At 74.1% G+C, this 15293-nt stretch carries 12 protein-coding genes and 1 pseudogene; 7 read left to right on the top strand and 6 right to left on the bottom strand.

Annotated features, from left to right (window positions below; all coding sequences use genetic code 11):
• The first annotated feature begins 14 nt into the window (after positions 1–14).
• The 5 genes from ABZZ79_RS26580 (at position 15) to ABZZ79_RS26560 (ending at position 7170) form a co-directional block, all read left to right on the top strand.
• Positions 15–1370: an ABC transporter substrate-binding protein gene (locus tag ABZZ79_RS26580; protein WP_356692748.1), complete on the top strand. Its 1356-nt coding sequence runs from the start codon at positions 15–17 to the stop codon at positions 1368–1370.
• The gene (locus tag ABZZ79_RS26575) at positions 1367–2203 is read left to right on the top strand and encodes an ABC transporter permease (RefSeq protein WP_356692746.1); all 837 of its coding nucleotides are present in this window, start codon (positions 1367–1369) and stop codon (positions 2201–2203) included. The genes ABZZ79_RS26580 and ABZZ79_RS26575 overlap by 4 nt, the downstream gene beginning before the upstream one ends.
• Positions 2200–3021 (top strand): ATP-binding cassette domain-containing protein, encoded by an 822-nt coding sequence (locus ABZZ79_RS26570; RefSeq protein ID WP_356692744.1) that lies wholly within the window; start codon positions 2200–2202, stop codon positions 3019–3021. The genes ABZZ79_RS26575 and ABZZ79_RS26570 overlap by 4 nt, the downstream gene beginning before the upstream one ends.
• Positions 3018–5747: a fumarate reductase/succinate dehydrogenase flavoprotein subunit gene (locus ABZZ79_RS26565; RefSeq protein WP_356692742.1), complete on the top strand. Its 2730-nt coding sequence runs from the start codon at positions 3018–3020 to the stop codon at positions 5745–5747. The genes ABZZ79_RS26570 and ABZZ79_RS26565 overlap by 4 nt, the downstream gene beginning before the upstream one ends.
• A 100-nt stretch (positions 5748–5847) precedes the next feature.
• Positions 5848–7170 (top strand): cytochrome P450, encoded by a 1323-nt coding sequence (locus ABZZ79_RS26560; RefSeq protein WP_356692740.1) that lies wholly within the window; start codon positions 5848–5850, stop codon positions 7168–7170.
• 6 nt (positions 7171–7176) lie between these two features.
• Here ABZZ79_RS26560 and ABZZ79_RS26555 read toward each other — a convergent pair whose 3' ends face one another.
• From ABZZ79_RS26555 to ABZZ79_RS26535, 5 genes are all read right to left on the bottom strand, one after another.
• Positions 7177–7578 (bottom strand): (2Fe-2S) ferredoxin domain-containing protein, encoded by a 402-nt coding sequence (locus tag ABZZ79_RS26555; RefSeq protein ID WP_356692738.1) that lies wholly within the window; start codon positions 7576–7578, stop codon positions 7177–7179.
• Positions 7575–8111: an NUDIX hydrolase family protein gene (locus ABZZ79_RS26550; protein ID WP_356692736.1), complete on the bottom strand. Its 537-nt coding sequence runs from the start codon at positions 8109–8111 to the stop codon at positions 7575–7577. Before ABZZ79_RS26550 ends, ABZZ79_RS26555 begins: the two co-directional genes overlap by 4 nt.
• A gap of 15 nt (positions 8112–8126) precedes the next feature.
• Positions 8127–9263, bottom strand: coding sequence for an amidohydrolase family protein (locus ABZZ79_RS26545; RefSeq protein ID WP_356692734.1), 1137 nt, complete (start codon positions 9261–9263; stop codon positions 8127–8129).
• 1 nt (position 9264) lies between these two features.
• A complete protein-coding gene (locus ABZZ79_RS26540; protein ID WP_356692732.1) occupies positions 9265–10668 on the bottom strand; it encodes a glutamine synthetase family protein in 1404 nt (467 codons plus the stop codon).
• A 76-nt stretch (positions 10669–10744) separates the two neighbouring features.
• Complete coding sequence (locus tag ABZZ79_RS26535) at positions 10745–11554, bottom strand: SAM-dependent methyltransferase (protein ID WP_356692730.1); 810 nt, start codon at positions 11552–11554, stop codon at positions 10745–10747.
• Between the two features lie 176 nt (positions 11555–11730).
• On the opposite strand from ABZZ79_RS26535, the pseudogene ABZZ79_RS26530 reads away from it, so the two are divergent.
• Positions 11731–12637 (top strand): annotated as a pseudogene (locus ABZZ79_RS26530) (Cof-type HAD-IIB family hydrolase).
• A 263-nt stretch (positions 12638–12900) separates the two neighbouring features.
• Here the strand turns inward: ABZZ79_RS26530 and ABZZ79_RS26525 are convergent.
• Complete coding sequence (locus tag ABZZ79_RS26525) at positions 12901–13713, bottom strand: SAM-dependent methyltransferase (RefSeq protein ID WP_356692728.1); 813 nt, start codon at positions 13711–13713, stop codon at positions 12901–12903.
• A 274-nt stretch (positions 13714–13987) separates the two neighbouring features.
• On the opposite strand from ABZZ79_RS26525, the gene ABZZ79_RS26520 reads away from it, so the two are divergent.
• On the top strand, positions 13988–15175 hold the full coding sequence (locus ABZZ79_RS26520) for a thiolase family protein (RefSeq protein ID WP_356692726.1): 1188 nt from the start codon (positions 13988–13990) through the stop codon (positions 15173–15175).
• Positions 15176–15293 lie beyond the last annotated feature (118 nt).

The following is a 15293-nucleotide window of genomic DNA, read 5'->3' as shown; positions in this document are numbered from 1 at the left end:
AAGGCCACCCTGCCATGAAGCGAACGACAACGGCCCTGACCGCGGCCGCCCTGCTGGTCACCCTCACCTCCGGCTGCGGCGGCGACGCGACCGCCGGCGACGACGCCCGGCATGTCACCGTCACCGTCGGCTACCAGTCCAAGACCATCAACACCGTCACCGCCGGCACCCTGCTGCGCTCCCTCGGCTACTTCGAGCGCGAACTCGCGGCCCAGGGCCGCAAGGACGGCATCACCTACAAGGTCGAGTGGCAGGACTACGCCACCGGCGCGCCCATCACCGCGCAGATGACCGCGGGGAAGATCGACATCGGTTCCATGGGCGACTTCCCGCTGCTCATCAACGCCGCCCGCGGCAAGCAGCTGAACAACCCCACCCACCTGGTCTCCGTCACCGGCCACAATCCGCGCGGCGCGCTCAACACCGTGGTCACGGCCACCGATTCGTCCCTCCGCTCCCTCAAGGACCTGCGCGGCAAGAAGGTGTCCACCAGCGTCGGATCGGCCGCCGACGGCACCCTCGTACGCGCCCTGCAACGCGCCGGTCTCGACCCGCAGAAGGACATCCGCAAGCTCAACCAGCAGCCCGCGGTGGGTGCTTCGGCGCTCCAGGCGGGCGGCGCGGACGCCCTGTCGCAGTTCGTCGCATGGCCCGGACTGCTGGTCTTCCAGGGCAAGGCCAAGGCCCTCTACGACGGCGCCGAGCTGAACCTGCCCACCTTCCACGGCGTCACCGTCCGCGAGGACTTCGCCGAGCGGCGCCCCAAGGTGCTCGACGCCTTCCTCAAGGCCCAGCTGAAGGCCACCGGCTATCTCAACGACCACCCCGTGCAGGCGGCCGAGAAGGTCGCCGGCGTCACCGGGCTGCCGGCCGAGGTCGTCTACCTCTACAACGGCAGCGGCGGCATCGCCACGTTCGACCCCGTCCTGCGCCCCGAACTCGTCGCCGCGCTCAAGGAGGACGTCCCCGTGCTGCGCTCCGCCGGCCTGGTGGACGACGTGGACGTGGACTCCTTCGTCGACGACGGCCCGCTGAAGCGGGTGTACGGCGCCGGGTACGCCGAGCGGCTCGACGCGGCCGTACCGCCGTCGCGCAGCGAGGTGTGGCTCGACGGCGAGGACCGCACCCGGGCCTTCGACTCGCCCGCCGCCCTGCTGGAGTTCGTCGCCGGGCACCGGGGACAGGTCCGCGCCGCCTATGTGCCCGACGCCGCCACCGGCACCCGCTGGTACGCCGACAAGGCGGTCTGGGTCCAGGACGGCAAGGAACTGCTGCCCTTCGTCACCGCCGCCGCGGCCCGCGCCCACACCGAGAGCCACCCCGGCGCCCGTACCGTCCCCTACGCCACCGCCCTGGAACGGGCGTCATGACCGCGCTGACCGCGTCGGCGGGAACCCGGGGCACCCGGGGCGCCCGGCGCGTCCTGCCGTACCGGCCGCTCGTCCGCGTCCTGTCCCTGCTCGCCGCGCTCGGCGCGTGGCAGCTGGTCACCTCGCTGGACGTGCAACTGTGGCTGCGCTTCGAGCAGTTCCCCTCCGTCGTGGACGTCGCCCGCGAGTTCGGCGAGCGGCTCGGCGCCGGGGCCTACTGGCAGGACGTCGCCGACAGCCTGCGCCGCATCGTCACGGGCTTCCTGCTCGCGGCGGTGCTCGGCGTCGCGGTGGGGGTGGCCGTCGGCCGCTCCCGCTGGGCGGCGGACCTGCTCGGGCCGGTGCTGGAGGTGGTGCGGCCGGTGCCCGCCATCGCCCTGGTCCCGGTGGCGATCCTGCTGTTCCCGGACAACGAGCAGGGCATCGTCTTCATCACCTTCACCGCCGCCTTCTTCCCGGTCCTGGTCGCCACCCGGCACGCGGTACGGGCGCTGGCCCCGGCGTGGGAGGAGGCCGTACTGACCATGGGCGGGAGCCGATGGCGCGTGCTGGCCTCGGTGGTGCTGCCGGGCGCCCTGCCCGGGATCTTCTCGGGCCTGTCCGTCGGGATCGGCGTCTCGTGGATCTGCGTCATCTCCGCCGAGATGATCTCCGGCGAGTACGGGATCGGCTACCGGACCTGGCAGGACTACACCGTTATCGACTACCCGGGCGTCTTCACCGGCATCGTGACCATCGGCCTGCTCGGCAGGCTGACCTCCACCGTCGTGGAGGCGGTGGGGCGGCGGCTCACGCACTGGCTGCCCCGGCGCGAGGGGAGGGCCGCCGTATGACGACCGAGACCGAGACCGCGACCACCCGCGACGAGGCCCGGACCGGGCCCGCCACCTCCGGCGCGCGACTCACCCTCGCCGCAGCCCTGCTCGGCAGGCCCGGCGCGCCCGTGCTGGACGGGGTGGACCTGGAGGCCGCGCCCGGGGAGATCCTCACCGTCGTCGGCCCGTCCGGCTGCGGCAAGTCGACCCTGCTGCGCACCCTCGCCGGCCTGCTGCCCCCGCTCGGCGGTGCGGTCGCCCAGGACGGGCGGCCCGTCACCGGGCCCGGGGCCGATCGCGCCCTGGTCTTCCAGGAGGACGCCCTGCTGCCGTGGCGCACCGCCCGCGCCAACGTCGAACTGCCCCTGGCCATCGCGGGACTGAGCCGCGGGGAGCGCCGGGCACGCGCCCAGGAGTGGCTGGAGCGGGTCGAACTGGCCGGACTGGAGAAGCAGTTGCCGCACCGGCTGTCCGGCGGCCAGCGCCAGCGCGTCCAGCTCGCCCGCGCCCTCGCCGCCCGCCCACGGGCCGTCCTGATGGACGAACCCTTCGGCGCCCTCGACGTCCGCACCCGCACCGGCATGCAGCGGCTGCTCGTCGAGGTGCTGCACGGCACCGGAGCCACCGTCGTCTTCGTCACCCACGACGTCGACGAGGCCCTGTTCCTCGGCGACCGGGTGGCCCTCCTCGGCGACGGCGCCGTCACCGCCGTACGCCCCGTGCCCCGGCCGCGTGACCCCGCCGCCCACGACGACCCCGCCACCCTCGCCCTGCGCCAGGAGATCCTGCGCTCCCTGAGCGGCCCCGGCACCTCTCGAAAGGCACCACAGGCATGACCCTCACGGAGATCCCCGCCCTCGACTCCGCCGAGGAGCTCACCTGTGACGTGCTGGTGATCGGCGGCGGCACCGCGGGCACCATGGCCGCGCTGACCGCCGCCGAGCAGGGCGCGTCCGTGCTGCTCCTGGAGAAGGCCCACGTCCGGCACTCCGGCGCCCTCGCCATGGGCATGGACGGCGTCAACAACGCCGTGATCCCCGGCCGGGCCGAACCCGACGACTACGTCGCGGAGATCACCCGCGCCAACGACGGCATCGTCGACCAGGCGACGGTCCGTCAGACTGCCCTGCGCGGCTACGACATGGTCCGCCGCCTGGAGTCGTACGGCGTGAAGTTCGAGAAGGACGAGCACGGCGAGTACGCCGTCCGCCAGGTCCACCGCTCCGGCTCCTACGTGCTGCCCATGCCCGAGGGCAAGGACGTCAAGAAGGTCCTCTACCGGCAGCTGCGCCGCCGCGAGATGCGCGAGCGCATCCGCATCGAGAACCGGGTGATGCCGGTCCGGGTCCTCACCGTGGACGGCCGGGCGGTCGGCGCCGCCGCGTTCCACACCCGCACCGGGGCCTTCGTCACCGTACGGGCCGGTGCCGTGATCCTCGCGACCGGCGCCTGCGGCCGCCTCGGGCTGCCCGCGAGCGGCTATCTCTACGGCACGTACGAGAACCCGACGAACGCGGGCGACGGCTATGCCATGGCGTACCACGCGGGCGCCGAGCTGACCGGCATCGAGTGCTTCCAGATCAACCCGCTGATCAAGGACTACAACGGCCCCGCCTGCGCCTATGTCGCCAACCCCTTCGGCGGCTACCAGGTCAACCGGCACGGGCAGCGGTTCGTCGACTCCGACTACTGGTCGGGGCAGATGATGGCCGAGTTCGCCGCCGAGACCGCCTCCGACCGCGGCCCGGTCTACCTCAAGCTCAGCCATCTGCCCGAGGAGTCGGTCGCGGCCCTGGAGTCCATCCTGCACTCCACCGAACGCCCCACCCGAGGCACCTTCCACGCCGGACGCGGCCACGACTACCGCACGCACGACGTGGAGATGCACATCTCCGAGATCGGCCTGTGCGGCGGCCACTCCGCCTCCGGCGTACGCGTCGACGACCACGCCCGCACCACCGTCCCCGGCCTGTACGCGGCCGGAGACCTGGCGTGCGTGCCGCACAACTACATGATCGGCGCGTTCGTCTACGGCGACCTGGCCGGCGCCGACGCCGCCCGGCAGCCCCGCTACGAGGGCGCGCTGCCGCACCACCAGCTCGCCGAGGCCCACGAGTTGGTCTACCGCCCGCTGCGCCACCCCGGCGGCGCGCCCCAGGCGCAGGTCGAGTACAAGCTGCGCCGGTTCGTCAACGACTACGTGGCCCCGCCCAAGACCGGCGCGCGGCTCTCCCTCGCGCTGGAGCACTTCGAGCGGATGCGGGACGAGATCGAGGAGATGGGTGCCCGCACCCCGCACGAGCTGATGCGCTGCGCCGAGGTCTCCTTCATCCGTGACTGCGCGGAGATGGCGGCCCGTGCCTCGCTCGCCCGCACCGAGTCCCGCTGGGGCCTCTACCACGAACGCCTCGACCACCCCGAACGCGACGACACCGGCTGGCTGCACCACCTTGACCTGCGCAAGGGCCCCTCGGGCGAAATGGAGTTCACGGCCCGGCCCGTCGCCCCCTACCTCGTGCCCGTCCCCGAGTTCACCCCCACCGGCGGCGACGCACGCCACCTGGGCGAGGTGCGTCCGCTGCCCACGGCCACGGCGGGCGGCCGCGAGGCCCCCGCGGCGACACACCTGCCGGCAGCCCCCGCCCGGCCCGACGGCGGTGCCGTCTCCAGCCGGGACCGGCTCCTCGAACTGCTCGCCCTCACCGACGAGGCACCCGAACTGCGCGACCTGGAACCCTATTTGAAGGAGACGGACCCCGCGGTGCGGCTCGCGGCCGTCAGCGCGCTGACCGAGACCGTCCCCGCCGGAACCGGCCCCGCGCTGGCCGCCGCGCTGGCCGACGACGACGCCCGGGTGCGGGCGGCGGCCGCCGCCTCACTGCGGGAACTGGCCGAAGTCCTCACGCCCTCACCGGAGTTGCAGGGCCCGCTCGTCGCCGCCCTGGCGTCCGCCGATCCACAGGCACGCAGGGCCGCCCTGGACGTGCTGCGCGCCCTGCGCCTCGGAGACACCGGCCGCTACGCCCCCTCGCTCACCGACCCGGACGACGGGGTCCGGCTCGCCGCGGTCCGGGCGCTGGTCTCCGTGGACGCGGCCGACGCCGTGTCCGAGGCGGCCGAAGACCCGGCCCGCGAGGTGCGGATCGCGGCGGCCAGGGGGTTCGCCGCGATGCTCCCGGAGGCCGGCCGCCCGGACGTGCCCCCCGCGCTCACCCGGCTCACCGGCGACCCCGACGCCTTCGTGCGCGCCGCCGCACTGGAGTCCCTGGGCGTCCTCGGCGTCCCGGAAGCCCTCCTCGCCCCCGTCACCGGGGCGCTGACCGACCCGGCCTGGCAGGTCCGCGCGGGCGCGGCGACCGCACTCGGCGGGGCCGAACCCGGCCGCGCCGTGCCCGCGCTCGCCGCTCTCCTCGGCGACCGGGAGGCCGATGTGCGCAAGGCCGCCGTGCTCGCCCTGCTCCGCCACCGGGCCCAGGCCGACGCGCGGGCCGCGCTCGCCGGCGCGGTGGACGATCCCGACGCCGACGTGAGGGCCTTCGCGGCACGCGGAGAGGCGGGCTGATCCCAAGGCCCTCGCCCCGGAGGCCCGCCGTCCCCTACAGTGCGTGATGACCGCACCCCGTCCCGGTGACGACGCGCCGCCGCCGAACAGGAGAAGCCCTGTGGCCACCGAAGCCCATGCCGGCTCCGACCCGGGCCGGCCGCCGGTCGGTCGACCGCTTCCCGAGCTTCACCCGGAAGCCGTCGCCGGGTGGCGGGCCCAGGGAGGGGAACTGATCGACCTGTTCGCCCTGGCGCGTCGACAGGCCGGCGGCATCGCCGCGTTACGGCTGGGACCCCGGCGGACCGTCCTGGTCACCGCCCCGCAGGCGGTGCAGCACGTCCTCGCGCTCCACCCCGACCGGCACGTCAAGCGCTCGCACCGTGCCCGGCTGCTGATCGGCGACGGTGTGCTGGCCGCGACGGGCGAGGCCTGGCGGCGGCAACGACGGTTGCTCCAGGCCCAGTTCACCGGCCGCGGCCTGCGCCGCTACGAGCAGCGGATCGCCGCCGCCGCCGAGACCGCGGCCGCGCGCTGGGCCGGGTACGCCCGCAGCGGCGAGGTCTTCGACGTCGGCGAGGAGATGCGGCGCTTCGCCCTGGACACCATCTGGCGGTCCCTGACCGGGCATGCCCTGGACGCCGCGACGGAGGCCGAACTCGCCGCCGTGGCCGCGGTGGTGGCCGTGCGGCCCCGCCTGCCCGAGGACGGTGCCGCCGCCGAGGGAGCCGTCGCCGAGGATCTGGCCCGGATCGACGCCGTGGCGGGCCGTGCCATCGCCGCCGCCCGCGAGGGAGCGGCCGGACCCGACGGCCCCGGTCTGCTGCACGTGCTGACCGAGGCCGCCACGACCCGCCCCGAGTACACCGAACGCCTGGTCCGTGACGAACTGGTCACCCTCATGGTCGCCGGGCACGAGACCACCGCCACCACCCTGACCTGGCTCCACCTGCTCCTCGACCGCCGCCCCGGGGAACGGGAGCGGGCCCTGGCCGCGGGCCCCGAGGGCTCACCGGAGCGGCGCCAGGCCGTCCAGGCCCTCGTCCACGAGACACTGCGGCTCTACCCGTCCGCATGGATCATGCCGCGGCACGCGGCGCGGGACGACGTGCTCGCCGGGTACGCGATCGAAGCGGGCACCGACATCGTCGTCTGCCCCTACCTCACCCACCGCGACCCCGAACTCTGGCCGGAGCCCGAACGGTTCGACCCGGCACGCTTTCGCACCCCGGGCGGCCGTCCCACCGACGCCGGGAGCTACTACCCGTTCGGTGTCGGCCCCCGGGCCTGTCTGGGACTGCAGTTCGCGCTCCGGGAATCGGTCGCCCTCTTGGAGCACCTGCTGCCCGCCCCGGCCCCGCGGTACCGCTCGGTACCGACGAGGGCCGCGTACTCCATCACCGTCCGCCCGGACGGCCCGACGCCCGCGACGCTGCACGCCTGAACGCGGTCAGCGACGGGTTCGTGCCCCGGCCGCCCGTGGCGCGGGCACGAACTGCAGCTCCAGGGCGGCGGGCGGCTCGACGAGCCCCGGCCCGCCCGCCGAGGCCCAGCGCACCAGCTCCCAGGTGCTGTCGTCGTCCGTCGCGAAGCCCACCCACACCGGCCTGCCGCCCGCCGCGCGGCCCGTGCTGGAGGGCTGGACCACGACCACGTTGGCCTGGCCGCACGGCCCGAGGCAGTCCGTCGTGCGCACCGCGAACCGGCCGCCGGAGTCCGCGGCCGCGGCACGCAGCGTCCGCAGCTGCCCGTCGTGGTCGAAACCGGGGTTCTTGCGCCGGTCGCCGCAGCAGCACCCCCGGCACACCACCAGGGTGCAGGGGCGCCGCGCGGCCCGGACGGCCGTTGTCAAAACGCCAGACCGACGTGCGCCAGCGCCTGCTTCAGCAGGACGCCGTGGCCGCCCGGCATCTCGCTCAGTACATCCATCGACGCCGCCTCGTGCGGGCTGAACCACACCAGGTCCAGGGCGTCCTGCCGGGGTCGGCAGTCACCGGTGACCGGGACGACATAGGCGAGGGACACCGCGTGCTGACGCGGGTCGTGGTACGGCGTGATGCCCTGGGTGGGGAAGTACTCCGCCACCGTGAAGGGCTGCGGGGAGGCCGGGACCCGGGGCAGCGCCACCGGGCCGAGGTCCTTCTCCAGATGGCGCAGCAGCGCGTCACGCACCCGCTCGTGGTGCATCACCCGGCCCGAGACCAGGGTGCGGCTCACCGTGCCGTCCGGTCCGATGCGCAGGAGGAGTCCGATGCTGGTGACCTCGCCGCTGTCGTCGACGCGCACCGGCACCGCCTCGACGTACAGGATCGGCATGCGGGCGCGTGCCAGTTCGAGCTCGTCGGGAGTCAGCCAGCCGGGCGTGGTCTCGGTCAAGTCAGACATTGCTTGATCATACTTTCAGGAGTCGTAGGAAAGGGGATAGACCCGGCGGGCGTTGTCGGCTCCCGCCCACCGCGCGTGGCGCACGGCGTCTGTCAGGCTCATCTCGTCGGTGTCCACCCGGTCCTGGAGCAACTCGCCGAGTCCACGGCGGAAGGCGAGCGCCCCCAGCCAGTGGAACTCGGCCAGTCCGCAGGCGTCCGAGCTGTACAGGAGTTTGCGGTACGGGGTGATCTCCAGCGCCTCCTCCAGCACCGCCCGTGCCCGGACCGGGCCCACATGGTGCAGGGTCAGTCCCACGTCCAGGTACACGTGCTCGAACACGGCTGAAAGATAGGCGGCTTGGCGCTGGTAGGGCCAGCAGTGCAGGAGAAGGACCGGTACCGCGCCGGCGACCAGCCGCAGCCAGTCGGTCAGCCGGGCCGGGTCCGAGCGGTGCAGACGCAGGTCGCTGTCGCCGAACCCGGTGTGAAGCTGGAGCGGCAGCCCCAGATCGACCGCCGTCCACAGCAGATGGCGCGTCAGGACCGGGTCGTCGAGCCGCCCGCCGCGCGCCAGCCAGCGCCGGGCCGCGGCCGTGACCTCCTGATCGGTCGGCCGGGCGGGGTCCAGGTCGAAGCCGGTGCGATACGCGGCGACCGACTTCACCGCCACCACGCCGGGCCCGCGCACGGCGTCCAGCGCGGCCGCGCGGAACCGGTCGGCGTACTCGCCCGCCTCGACGCCCCGCGCCGCCACGTCCTCCGCCACGCTCTCCAGCCGGACCACCTCGTGCGCCACCGCGCCCGCGGTCGCCGCGAGTCGCGCGGGCGTGCACAGCGGCTGAGGGGCGTAACCCGTGTCGACGCAGAACACCGCGGTCCCGGCGCCGGTCAGGAACCGCCGGTCGACCTCGGCCGCTCCCAACTCGGCCCGGCGGGCCAGGTAGTCGGCGGCGGGGGCGTGCCGCGGCAGGTCCAACAAGGGCGCGCAGTGGCGGCGCACGGCCGTACCGACAGGCGTGTCGAACGCCGAGACGCCCGGCCAGGACTCGCCCTCGGTGAGCAGGGACTCGAACTCCGCGGGACTCGGTGCGGCGCTGGTCACACCGTGGCAGTGGTGGTCGATCAGGGGCAGCTCGGCGAGCGCCTCGTGCACGGCTCCGGCGGGCGGCACGTCAGTACACCCAGCGGTAGGCGGCGGCGACCTGGTCGTCCTCCAGGCCGTCGACGGCCGCGATCTCGCCCTCCCGCACCGCGATCACCGCGTCCGTGAGCAGCGCCCCGAGCGCGTCGCGCAGCACGTCGTCCGCGCGGAACGCCTCCACGGCCTCCGCCAGAGAGGTCGGCAGCCGCCGCACCTCGCGGGCCGCGGCCTCCTCGGGGGTGAGCCGGGCCGGATCGCCGGTGGTCTCGCCGGGCAGGACCGCCTCCCGGCGTACGCCGTCGAGGCCCGCGGCGATCACGGCGCCCAGCGCGAGGTAGGGGTTCGCGGCCAGGTCCACCGGCTTGACCTCCAGGTTCGCGGCCCGGTCGCGCGGTCCGGCCGTGCCGGTGATCAGCCGCAGCGCGCACTCACGGGTCTCCGGGCCCCAGGCGGTGAAGACGCCCGCCCACTGGGAGGGCCGCAGCCGCAGATAGCTGGCCGGGCTGGGCGCGGTCACGGCCGTCAGGCCGGGCAGGCGGGCCAGGACCCCGGCCGCGAACGCCTCTGCCTCGGCCGTCATGCCGTGGCGGCGGGCACCGCCGGTGTGGAGGTTGCGGCCGTCGCGCCACAGGGACAGATGGAGGTGGCCGCCGTTGCCGACACCGACGGCGTTCACGGCGGGGGAGAAGGAGACCCGCAGGCCGTGCCGGCGGGCCACGGCGCGGATCGTGTGCCGCACCAGCACGCTGCGGTCGGCCGCGGCCACCGGGTCGAGCGCGCCGGCCGAGATCTCGAACTGCCCGGCCGCGTACTCCGGATGGAACTGGTCGACGTCCACGCCCTGCGCCGCGCACGCGGCCAGCAGATCCGCGCCGAAGTCGCTGAGCTCCACCTGCCGCGTCGCGCCGTAGGCCGGGCCCGTGGCGGCCGGCGCGAACTCCCCGGCGGGCGCGGAGCCCAGGCCCACCGCCCACTCGATCTCCACGGCCGCCCGGAAGCCGAGGCCGAGCCCGGAGGCCGCGTCGGTGAGGAGGTGCCGCAGGAAGGTGCGCGAGCAGCCCGGGTGCGGGTGCCCGTCCTGGGTGATCCGGTCGACCGGTGCCCACGCCCAGCCCGGCTGCCCGGCCAGCACGGTCAGCCCGTCCAGGTCGGGGTACAGACGCAGATCGCCGTCCGGGGAGCCGAGTTCGCCGCTGGTGACGATCGTGTCGTCGGCGAGGAAGGTGTCGAAGACCGGCGACATGCCGACGCCCCAGGCCGCGGCGTCCGCCAGTCTGCCGGTGGGGACCGTCTTGACCCGGCCGACGCCCGCGGTGTCGACGTAGGACAGCACGATCCCGTGCACGCCCCGCCCGGCCAGTTCCCCGGCCAGCCCGGCGGCCCGCTCGACGTCGCCGGGGCGCCCGCCGGGTACGGGGTCGGCCAGGGTGGTCATACGTCCTCCTCGACGGCCGGGACGGGGCCTGGGTCAGGGTGGCACGGCGACCGCGCCGCAACCGGGTCACGCGCCGTCAGGGTTTCACGGCGACCGCGCCGAACTGCGGCACCACGACCGGCGCGTGCGACTCCGCGCGCCACTGGGAACAGGGCACCAGGCCGGGCTCCAGCAGGTCGAGCCCGTCGAGGAAGGCGGCGATCTCCTCCCGGGAGCGGGCGGTGATCGGCGGGGTGGCGTGGGCGTTCCAGAACTCCATCGCCGCCACGTTGCCCTCGCCGCCGACGTCCGCGTCGAAGGTCGGGTGGGTCAGCACCAGGAAACTGCCCGGGGGCACGGCTTCCATGACCCGGCGCACGATCCGACGGGCCTCGTCGGTGTCCAGCACGAAGTTCAGGATGCCCAGCATCATCACCGCGATCGGCCGGTCCAGGTCCAGGACCTCCCGCGCCCGCGCCATGATCGCCCCGGGGTCGTGCACATCGGCGTCGAGGTAGTCGGTGACGCCCTCGGCGGTGCTGGTCAGCAGGGTGCGCGCGTGGATCAGGACGATCGGGTCGTTGTCGACGTACACGATCTTCGACTCGGGCGCGCTCCGCTGGGCGATCTCATGGGTGTTGTCGAAGGACGGCAGGCCGGTGCCGATGTCCAGGAACTGCCGGATGCCGCGCTCCTCGGTCAGCAGGCGCACCGCGCGGCCCAGGAAGTCCCGGTCGGCCCGCGCCACGTCCCTGATCACCGGGAACATCCCGGCGACCTGCGCGCCCACCTGCTGGTCGACCTCGTAGTTGTCCTTGCCGCCGATCCAGTAGTTCCATACCCGGGCGTTGTGCGCCACGCTGGTGTTCAGCCGGGCCGCCCCCTCCGGACTCTGGCTGTCGCTCACGTCGCTCGCCCTTCTCTGTGCGCGGGGCCTTCGCCGCCATTGTGCCCCGCCCATGATCAGGTGTCCCGGGATTCGGCCGCCCGGGGCTTCACGGATCGTCCCCGGTATGGTGGACGGTCATTCACGGAACGACGAGGTGCCGTGGAGGTCCGTACCCGCCGAACCAGGAAGCAGACATGCCGTACTCGCCGTCGCCCGCGCCCCCGCACGCCCCGGTCGCCGCCCGCGCCGCCGATCCCGCGGCCGTCCCCGCCTCCGGCTTCGCCGACATCCGGCTGATCGTCACCGACATGGACGGCACACTCCTCGACGACGACAAGAGGGTCCCGCCCGGGCTGTGGCCGATGCTGGATCTGCTGCGCGAGCGGGGGGTGCTGTTCAGCCCGGCGAGCGGCCGCCAGTACGCGACCCTCGCACATGAGTTCTCCCGGGCGTCCGAGGGCATGGTGTTCATCGCGGAGAACGGCACGTACGTCGTCCGCGACGGCGTCGAGCTCAGCTCCGACCCGCTGGAAGGGGGTGTCGTCGCGGACATCCTGGCGACCGTGCGACGCCTGAACGCGGGCGGCGTGGACGTGGGGGCCGTGGTCTGCGGCAAGCGGTCCGCGTACGTGGAGCGCGCGGACGAGCCCTTCCTGGCGGAGGTCCGGCAGTACTACATGGAGAACCGGGTGGTCGCCGACGCCACCGCCGTCGAGGACGACATCCTCAAGGTCGCCGTGTTCGACTTCGGGCCCGTCGAGCGGGCCACGGCCCCGGCCCCTCGCCCACCTCGCCGGCACCCACCAGGTCGTGGTCTCCGGTGAGCACTGGGTCGACGTCATGAACACCACCGCGAACAAGGGCGCCGCGATCCGCAGCCTCCAGCGGGAGCTGGGCATCACACCCGCGCAGACCATGGCGTTCGGCGACTATCTCAACGACCTGGAGATGCTCGACACCGCCGAGTGGTCCTTCGCCATGGCCAACGCCCACCCCGACGTCGTCCGGCGGGCCCGGCACCTGGCCCCGGCCAACACCGACAACGGCGTTCTGCGCACCGTCGCGCGCGTGCTGGGGCTGCCGGAGCCGGCCGGGCCGTAGCCATCGGCGACGCGCACGGTTCCGTGCCATGGTGAGCGGGTGTCCCGCGAGGGCCGGGGCTGCGGTGATCCCCGTCTTCGAGGCCGGGCCCTCCCCGTTGCAGTGCCCGCGCCCGACCCCTCGGTGCTCGTGCCCGGGGTGCGGACCCTGGTGTCGGCCGCGCTGAGCCTCCTCGCCGGGTGACGCGGACCGCCCCCGCGCGCGACGCCGACCGTCCCCGCGCATGACGCGGGTGGCCGCTCCGCGCGGCGACGCCGACCGCCTCAGGGTTTGACGCCGATCGCCCCGTACAGCGACACGGGCCCCGGGCCGATGTCGGACTCGTCCTCGGCGAGGTCGGTCCGCCAGTCGGCGACCGACACGATCCCGGGGTCCATGAGGTCGAGCCCGGCGAAGAACGTGCCCAGCTCGGCCTGCGAGCGGGCGACCAGGGTCACGCCCTGGGCGGTGTAGAGGTCGATGCCCCGGCGCACGTTCTCCGGCTCGAAGTCGGCGGTCATCGCCGACAGCACCAGACAGCTGCCCGGCGCCAGCGCGTCGACGAGCGTGCTCACCAGGTCGTGGGCGCCGTCCTCGTCCGCGATGAAGTGCAGCAGCGCGATGAGCGACACGGCCACCGGGCGGTCGAAGTCCAGTACCCGGCCCGCCCGTTCGAGGATGCTCCGCGGGTCGCGCGCGTCGGCCTGGACGTACTCCGTGGCCCCTTCCGGGGTGCTGCGCAGCAGGGCGCTCGCGTGGGCGAGGACGATCGGGTCGTTGTCGACGTAGACCACGCGTGTGCCGGGGGCGATGCGCTGGGCGATCTGGTGCAGGTTGGGCTCGGTGGGTATGCCGGTGCCGATGTCCAGGAACTGGCGGATTCCGGTCTCCCGGGCGAGGTGCCGGGTGGTCCGCTGCATGAACCAGCGGTTGGCGCGCGCGGCCCGCGGGGCGCCGTCGTCGATCGCCGCGATCTGCCGGCCCAGCTCCTCGTCGACCGGGTAGTTGTCCTTGCCCCCGAGGTACCAGTCGTAGACCCGGGCCGGGTGCGGCCTGGTGGTGTCGATCTGCGGGAGGGCCGGCGGGGTCCCGGTCACACGGAGCTCCTCGATAGCGGGGCGGGGCGGCGTCGTGCGAGCAGTGTGACACGATCTTGCTGCCGCACGGAGGCGCCATTCGGCCACCGCCGGACGGTACAAGTCCCGCCCGTGGAAGCCGAGTTCGAGCGCAGCGGCCCGGTTCGTCTCCGGTCGCGAAGGGGAACGGGTGCCGGGGGAGCTTCCCAGGGGGCGGTCCGCGGTCTATAGTCCGAAACTAGCAGCGCTAATTAAGATTCTGGGTCCACAGCGTCGTCGGTCAGGAGTCCTTCTCGTGCGTCCCGTCCACTTCGCGGCCGCCCGCCGCACGCCCATCGGCAAGCTGCGCGGTGCCCTGTCCGCCGTACGGCCCGACGATCTCGCCGCCGCGGTGGTCCGGGGTCTGATCGCCGATGTGCCCGCCCTCGACCCGGCCCGGATCGACGACGTGTACTGGGGCGCGGCCAACCAGGCCGGCGAGGACAACCGCAACGTCGCCCGCATGGCCGCCCTCCTCGCGGGCCTGCCCGAGTCCGTGCCCGGCGCCACGGTCAACCGGCTGTGCGCGTCCGGCCTGGAGGCGGTCACCACGGCCGCGCGTACGATCGCCGCCGGTGAGGCCGACATCGTGGTCGCGGGCGGCTCGGAGTCCATGAGCCGTGCCCCCTTCGTGCTGCCCCGCCCCGACGAGGCGCTGCCGCACAAGATGGAGACCTACGACACCCGCCTCGGCTGGCGGCTGGTCAACCCGGCGATGAAGGACCTGCACGGCCTGCTCGCCATGGGCGAGACCGCCGAGGAGGTCGCGGCCCGGTACGGCGTGTCGCGCGAGCGGCAGGACACGTTCGCGCTGCGCAGCCACCAGCGGGCCGCCCTGGCCCGCAAGAACGGCCACTTCGACGACGAACTCCTGCCCTTCGAGCGCCCGGACGGCGTGGTCGTGGACGCCGACGAATGCGTGCGTGAGGACACCTCGCTGGAGAAGCTCGCCCGGCTCAAGCCCGTCTTTCGCAAGGGCGGCAGCGTCACCGCGGGCAACGCCTCGCCGATGAACGACGGCGCGGCCGGCCTGCTCCTGGTCAGCGAAGAAGCCCTCAACGATCTCGGCCTCGAATCTCTGGGCCGCTATGTCGCGGGCGCGTCGGCCGGAGTCCACCCCGACGTGATGGGCATCGGCCCCGTCCCGGCCACGCGCAAGGCGCTCGCCCGCGTCGGCTGGGAGATCGGGGACGTCCAGGAGGCCGAGTTCAACGAGGCCTTCGCCGCCCAGGCCCTGGCCTGCGTCGACCAGCTCGGCATCGACCCGGAGCTGGTCAATCCCAGCGGCGGCGCCATCGCCCTCGGCCACCCCCTCGGCTGCTCCGGCGCCCGCATCCTCACCACTCTGCTGCACCGCATGCGGCGCACGGGATCGGCCCGCGGTCTCGCCACGATGTGCGTCGGCGTGGGCCAGGGCAGCGCGGTGCTGGTCGAGCGTCACTAGGGCGGTCGGGCACGTTCCGCCGTCCGCCGTCCGCCGTCCGCCGTCCGCCGTCCGCCGTCCGCCGTCCGCCGTCCGCCGTCCGCCGTCCGCCGTCCGCCGTCCGCCGTCCGCCGTCCGC

The organism is Streptomyces sp. NPDC006458 (assembly GCF_040612135.1).
Classification (GTDB): domain Bacteria; phylum Actinomycetota; class Actinomycetes; order Streptomycetales; family Streptomycetaceae; genus Streptomyces.
This window is presented reverse-complemented; position numbering and strand designations above follow the sequence as displayed.

Excerpts from the sequence above, each read along its gene's own strand:
- ABZZ79_RS26580 (WP_356692748.1), top strand. The coding sequence starts at position 15 with ATGAAGCGAACGACAACGGCCCTGACCGCGGCCGCCCTGCTGGTCACC.
- ABZZ79_RS26575 (WP_356692746.1), top strand. The coding sequence starts at position 1,367 with ATGACCGCGCTGACCGCGTCGGCGGGAACCCGGGGCACCCGGGGCGCC.
- ABZZ79_RS26570 (WP_356692744.1), top strand. The coding sequence starts at position 2,200 with ATGACGACCGAGACCGAGACCGCGACCACCCGCGACGAGGCCCGGACC.
- ABZZ79_RS26565 (WP_356692742.1), top strand. The coding sequence starts at position 3,018 with ATGACCCTCACGGAGATCCCCGCCCTCGACTCCGCCGAGGAGCTCACC.
- ABZZ79_RS26550 (WP_356692736.1), bottom strand. The coding sequence starts at position 8,111 with ATGTCTGACTTGACCGAGACCACGCCCGGCTGGCTGACTCCCGACGAG.
- ABZZ79_RS26540 (WP_356692732.1), bottom strand. The coding sequence starts at position 10,668 with ATGACCACCCTGGCCGACCCCGTACCCGGCGGGCGCCCCGGCGACGTC.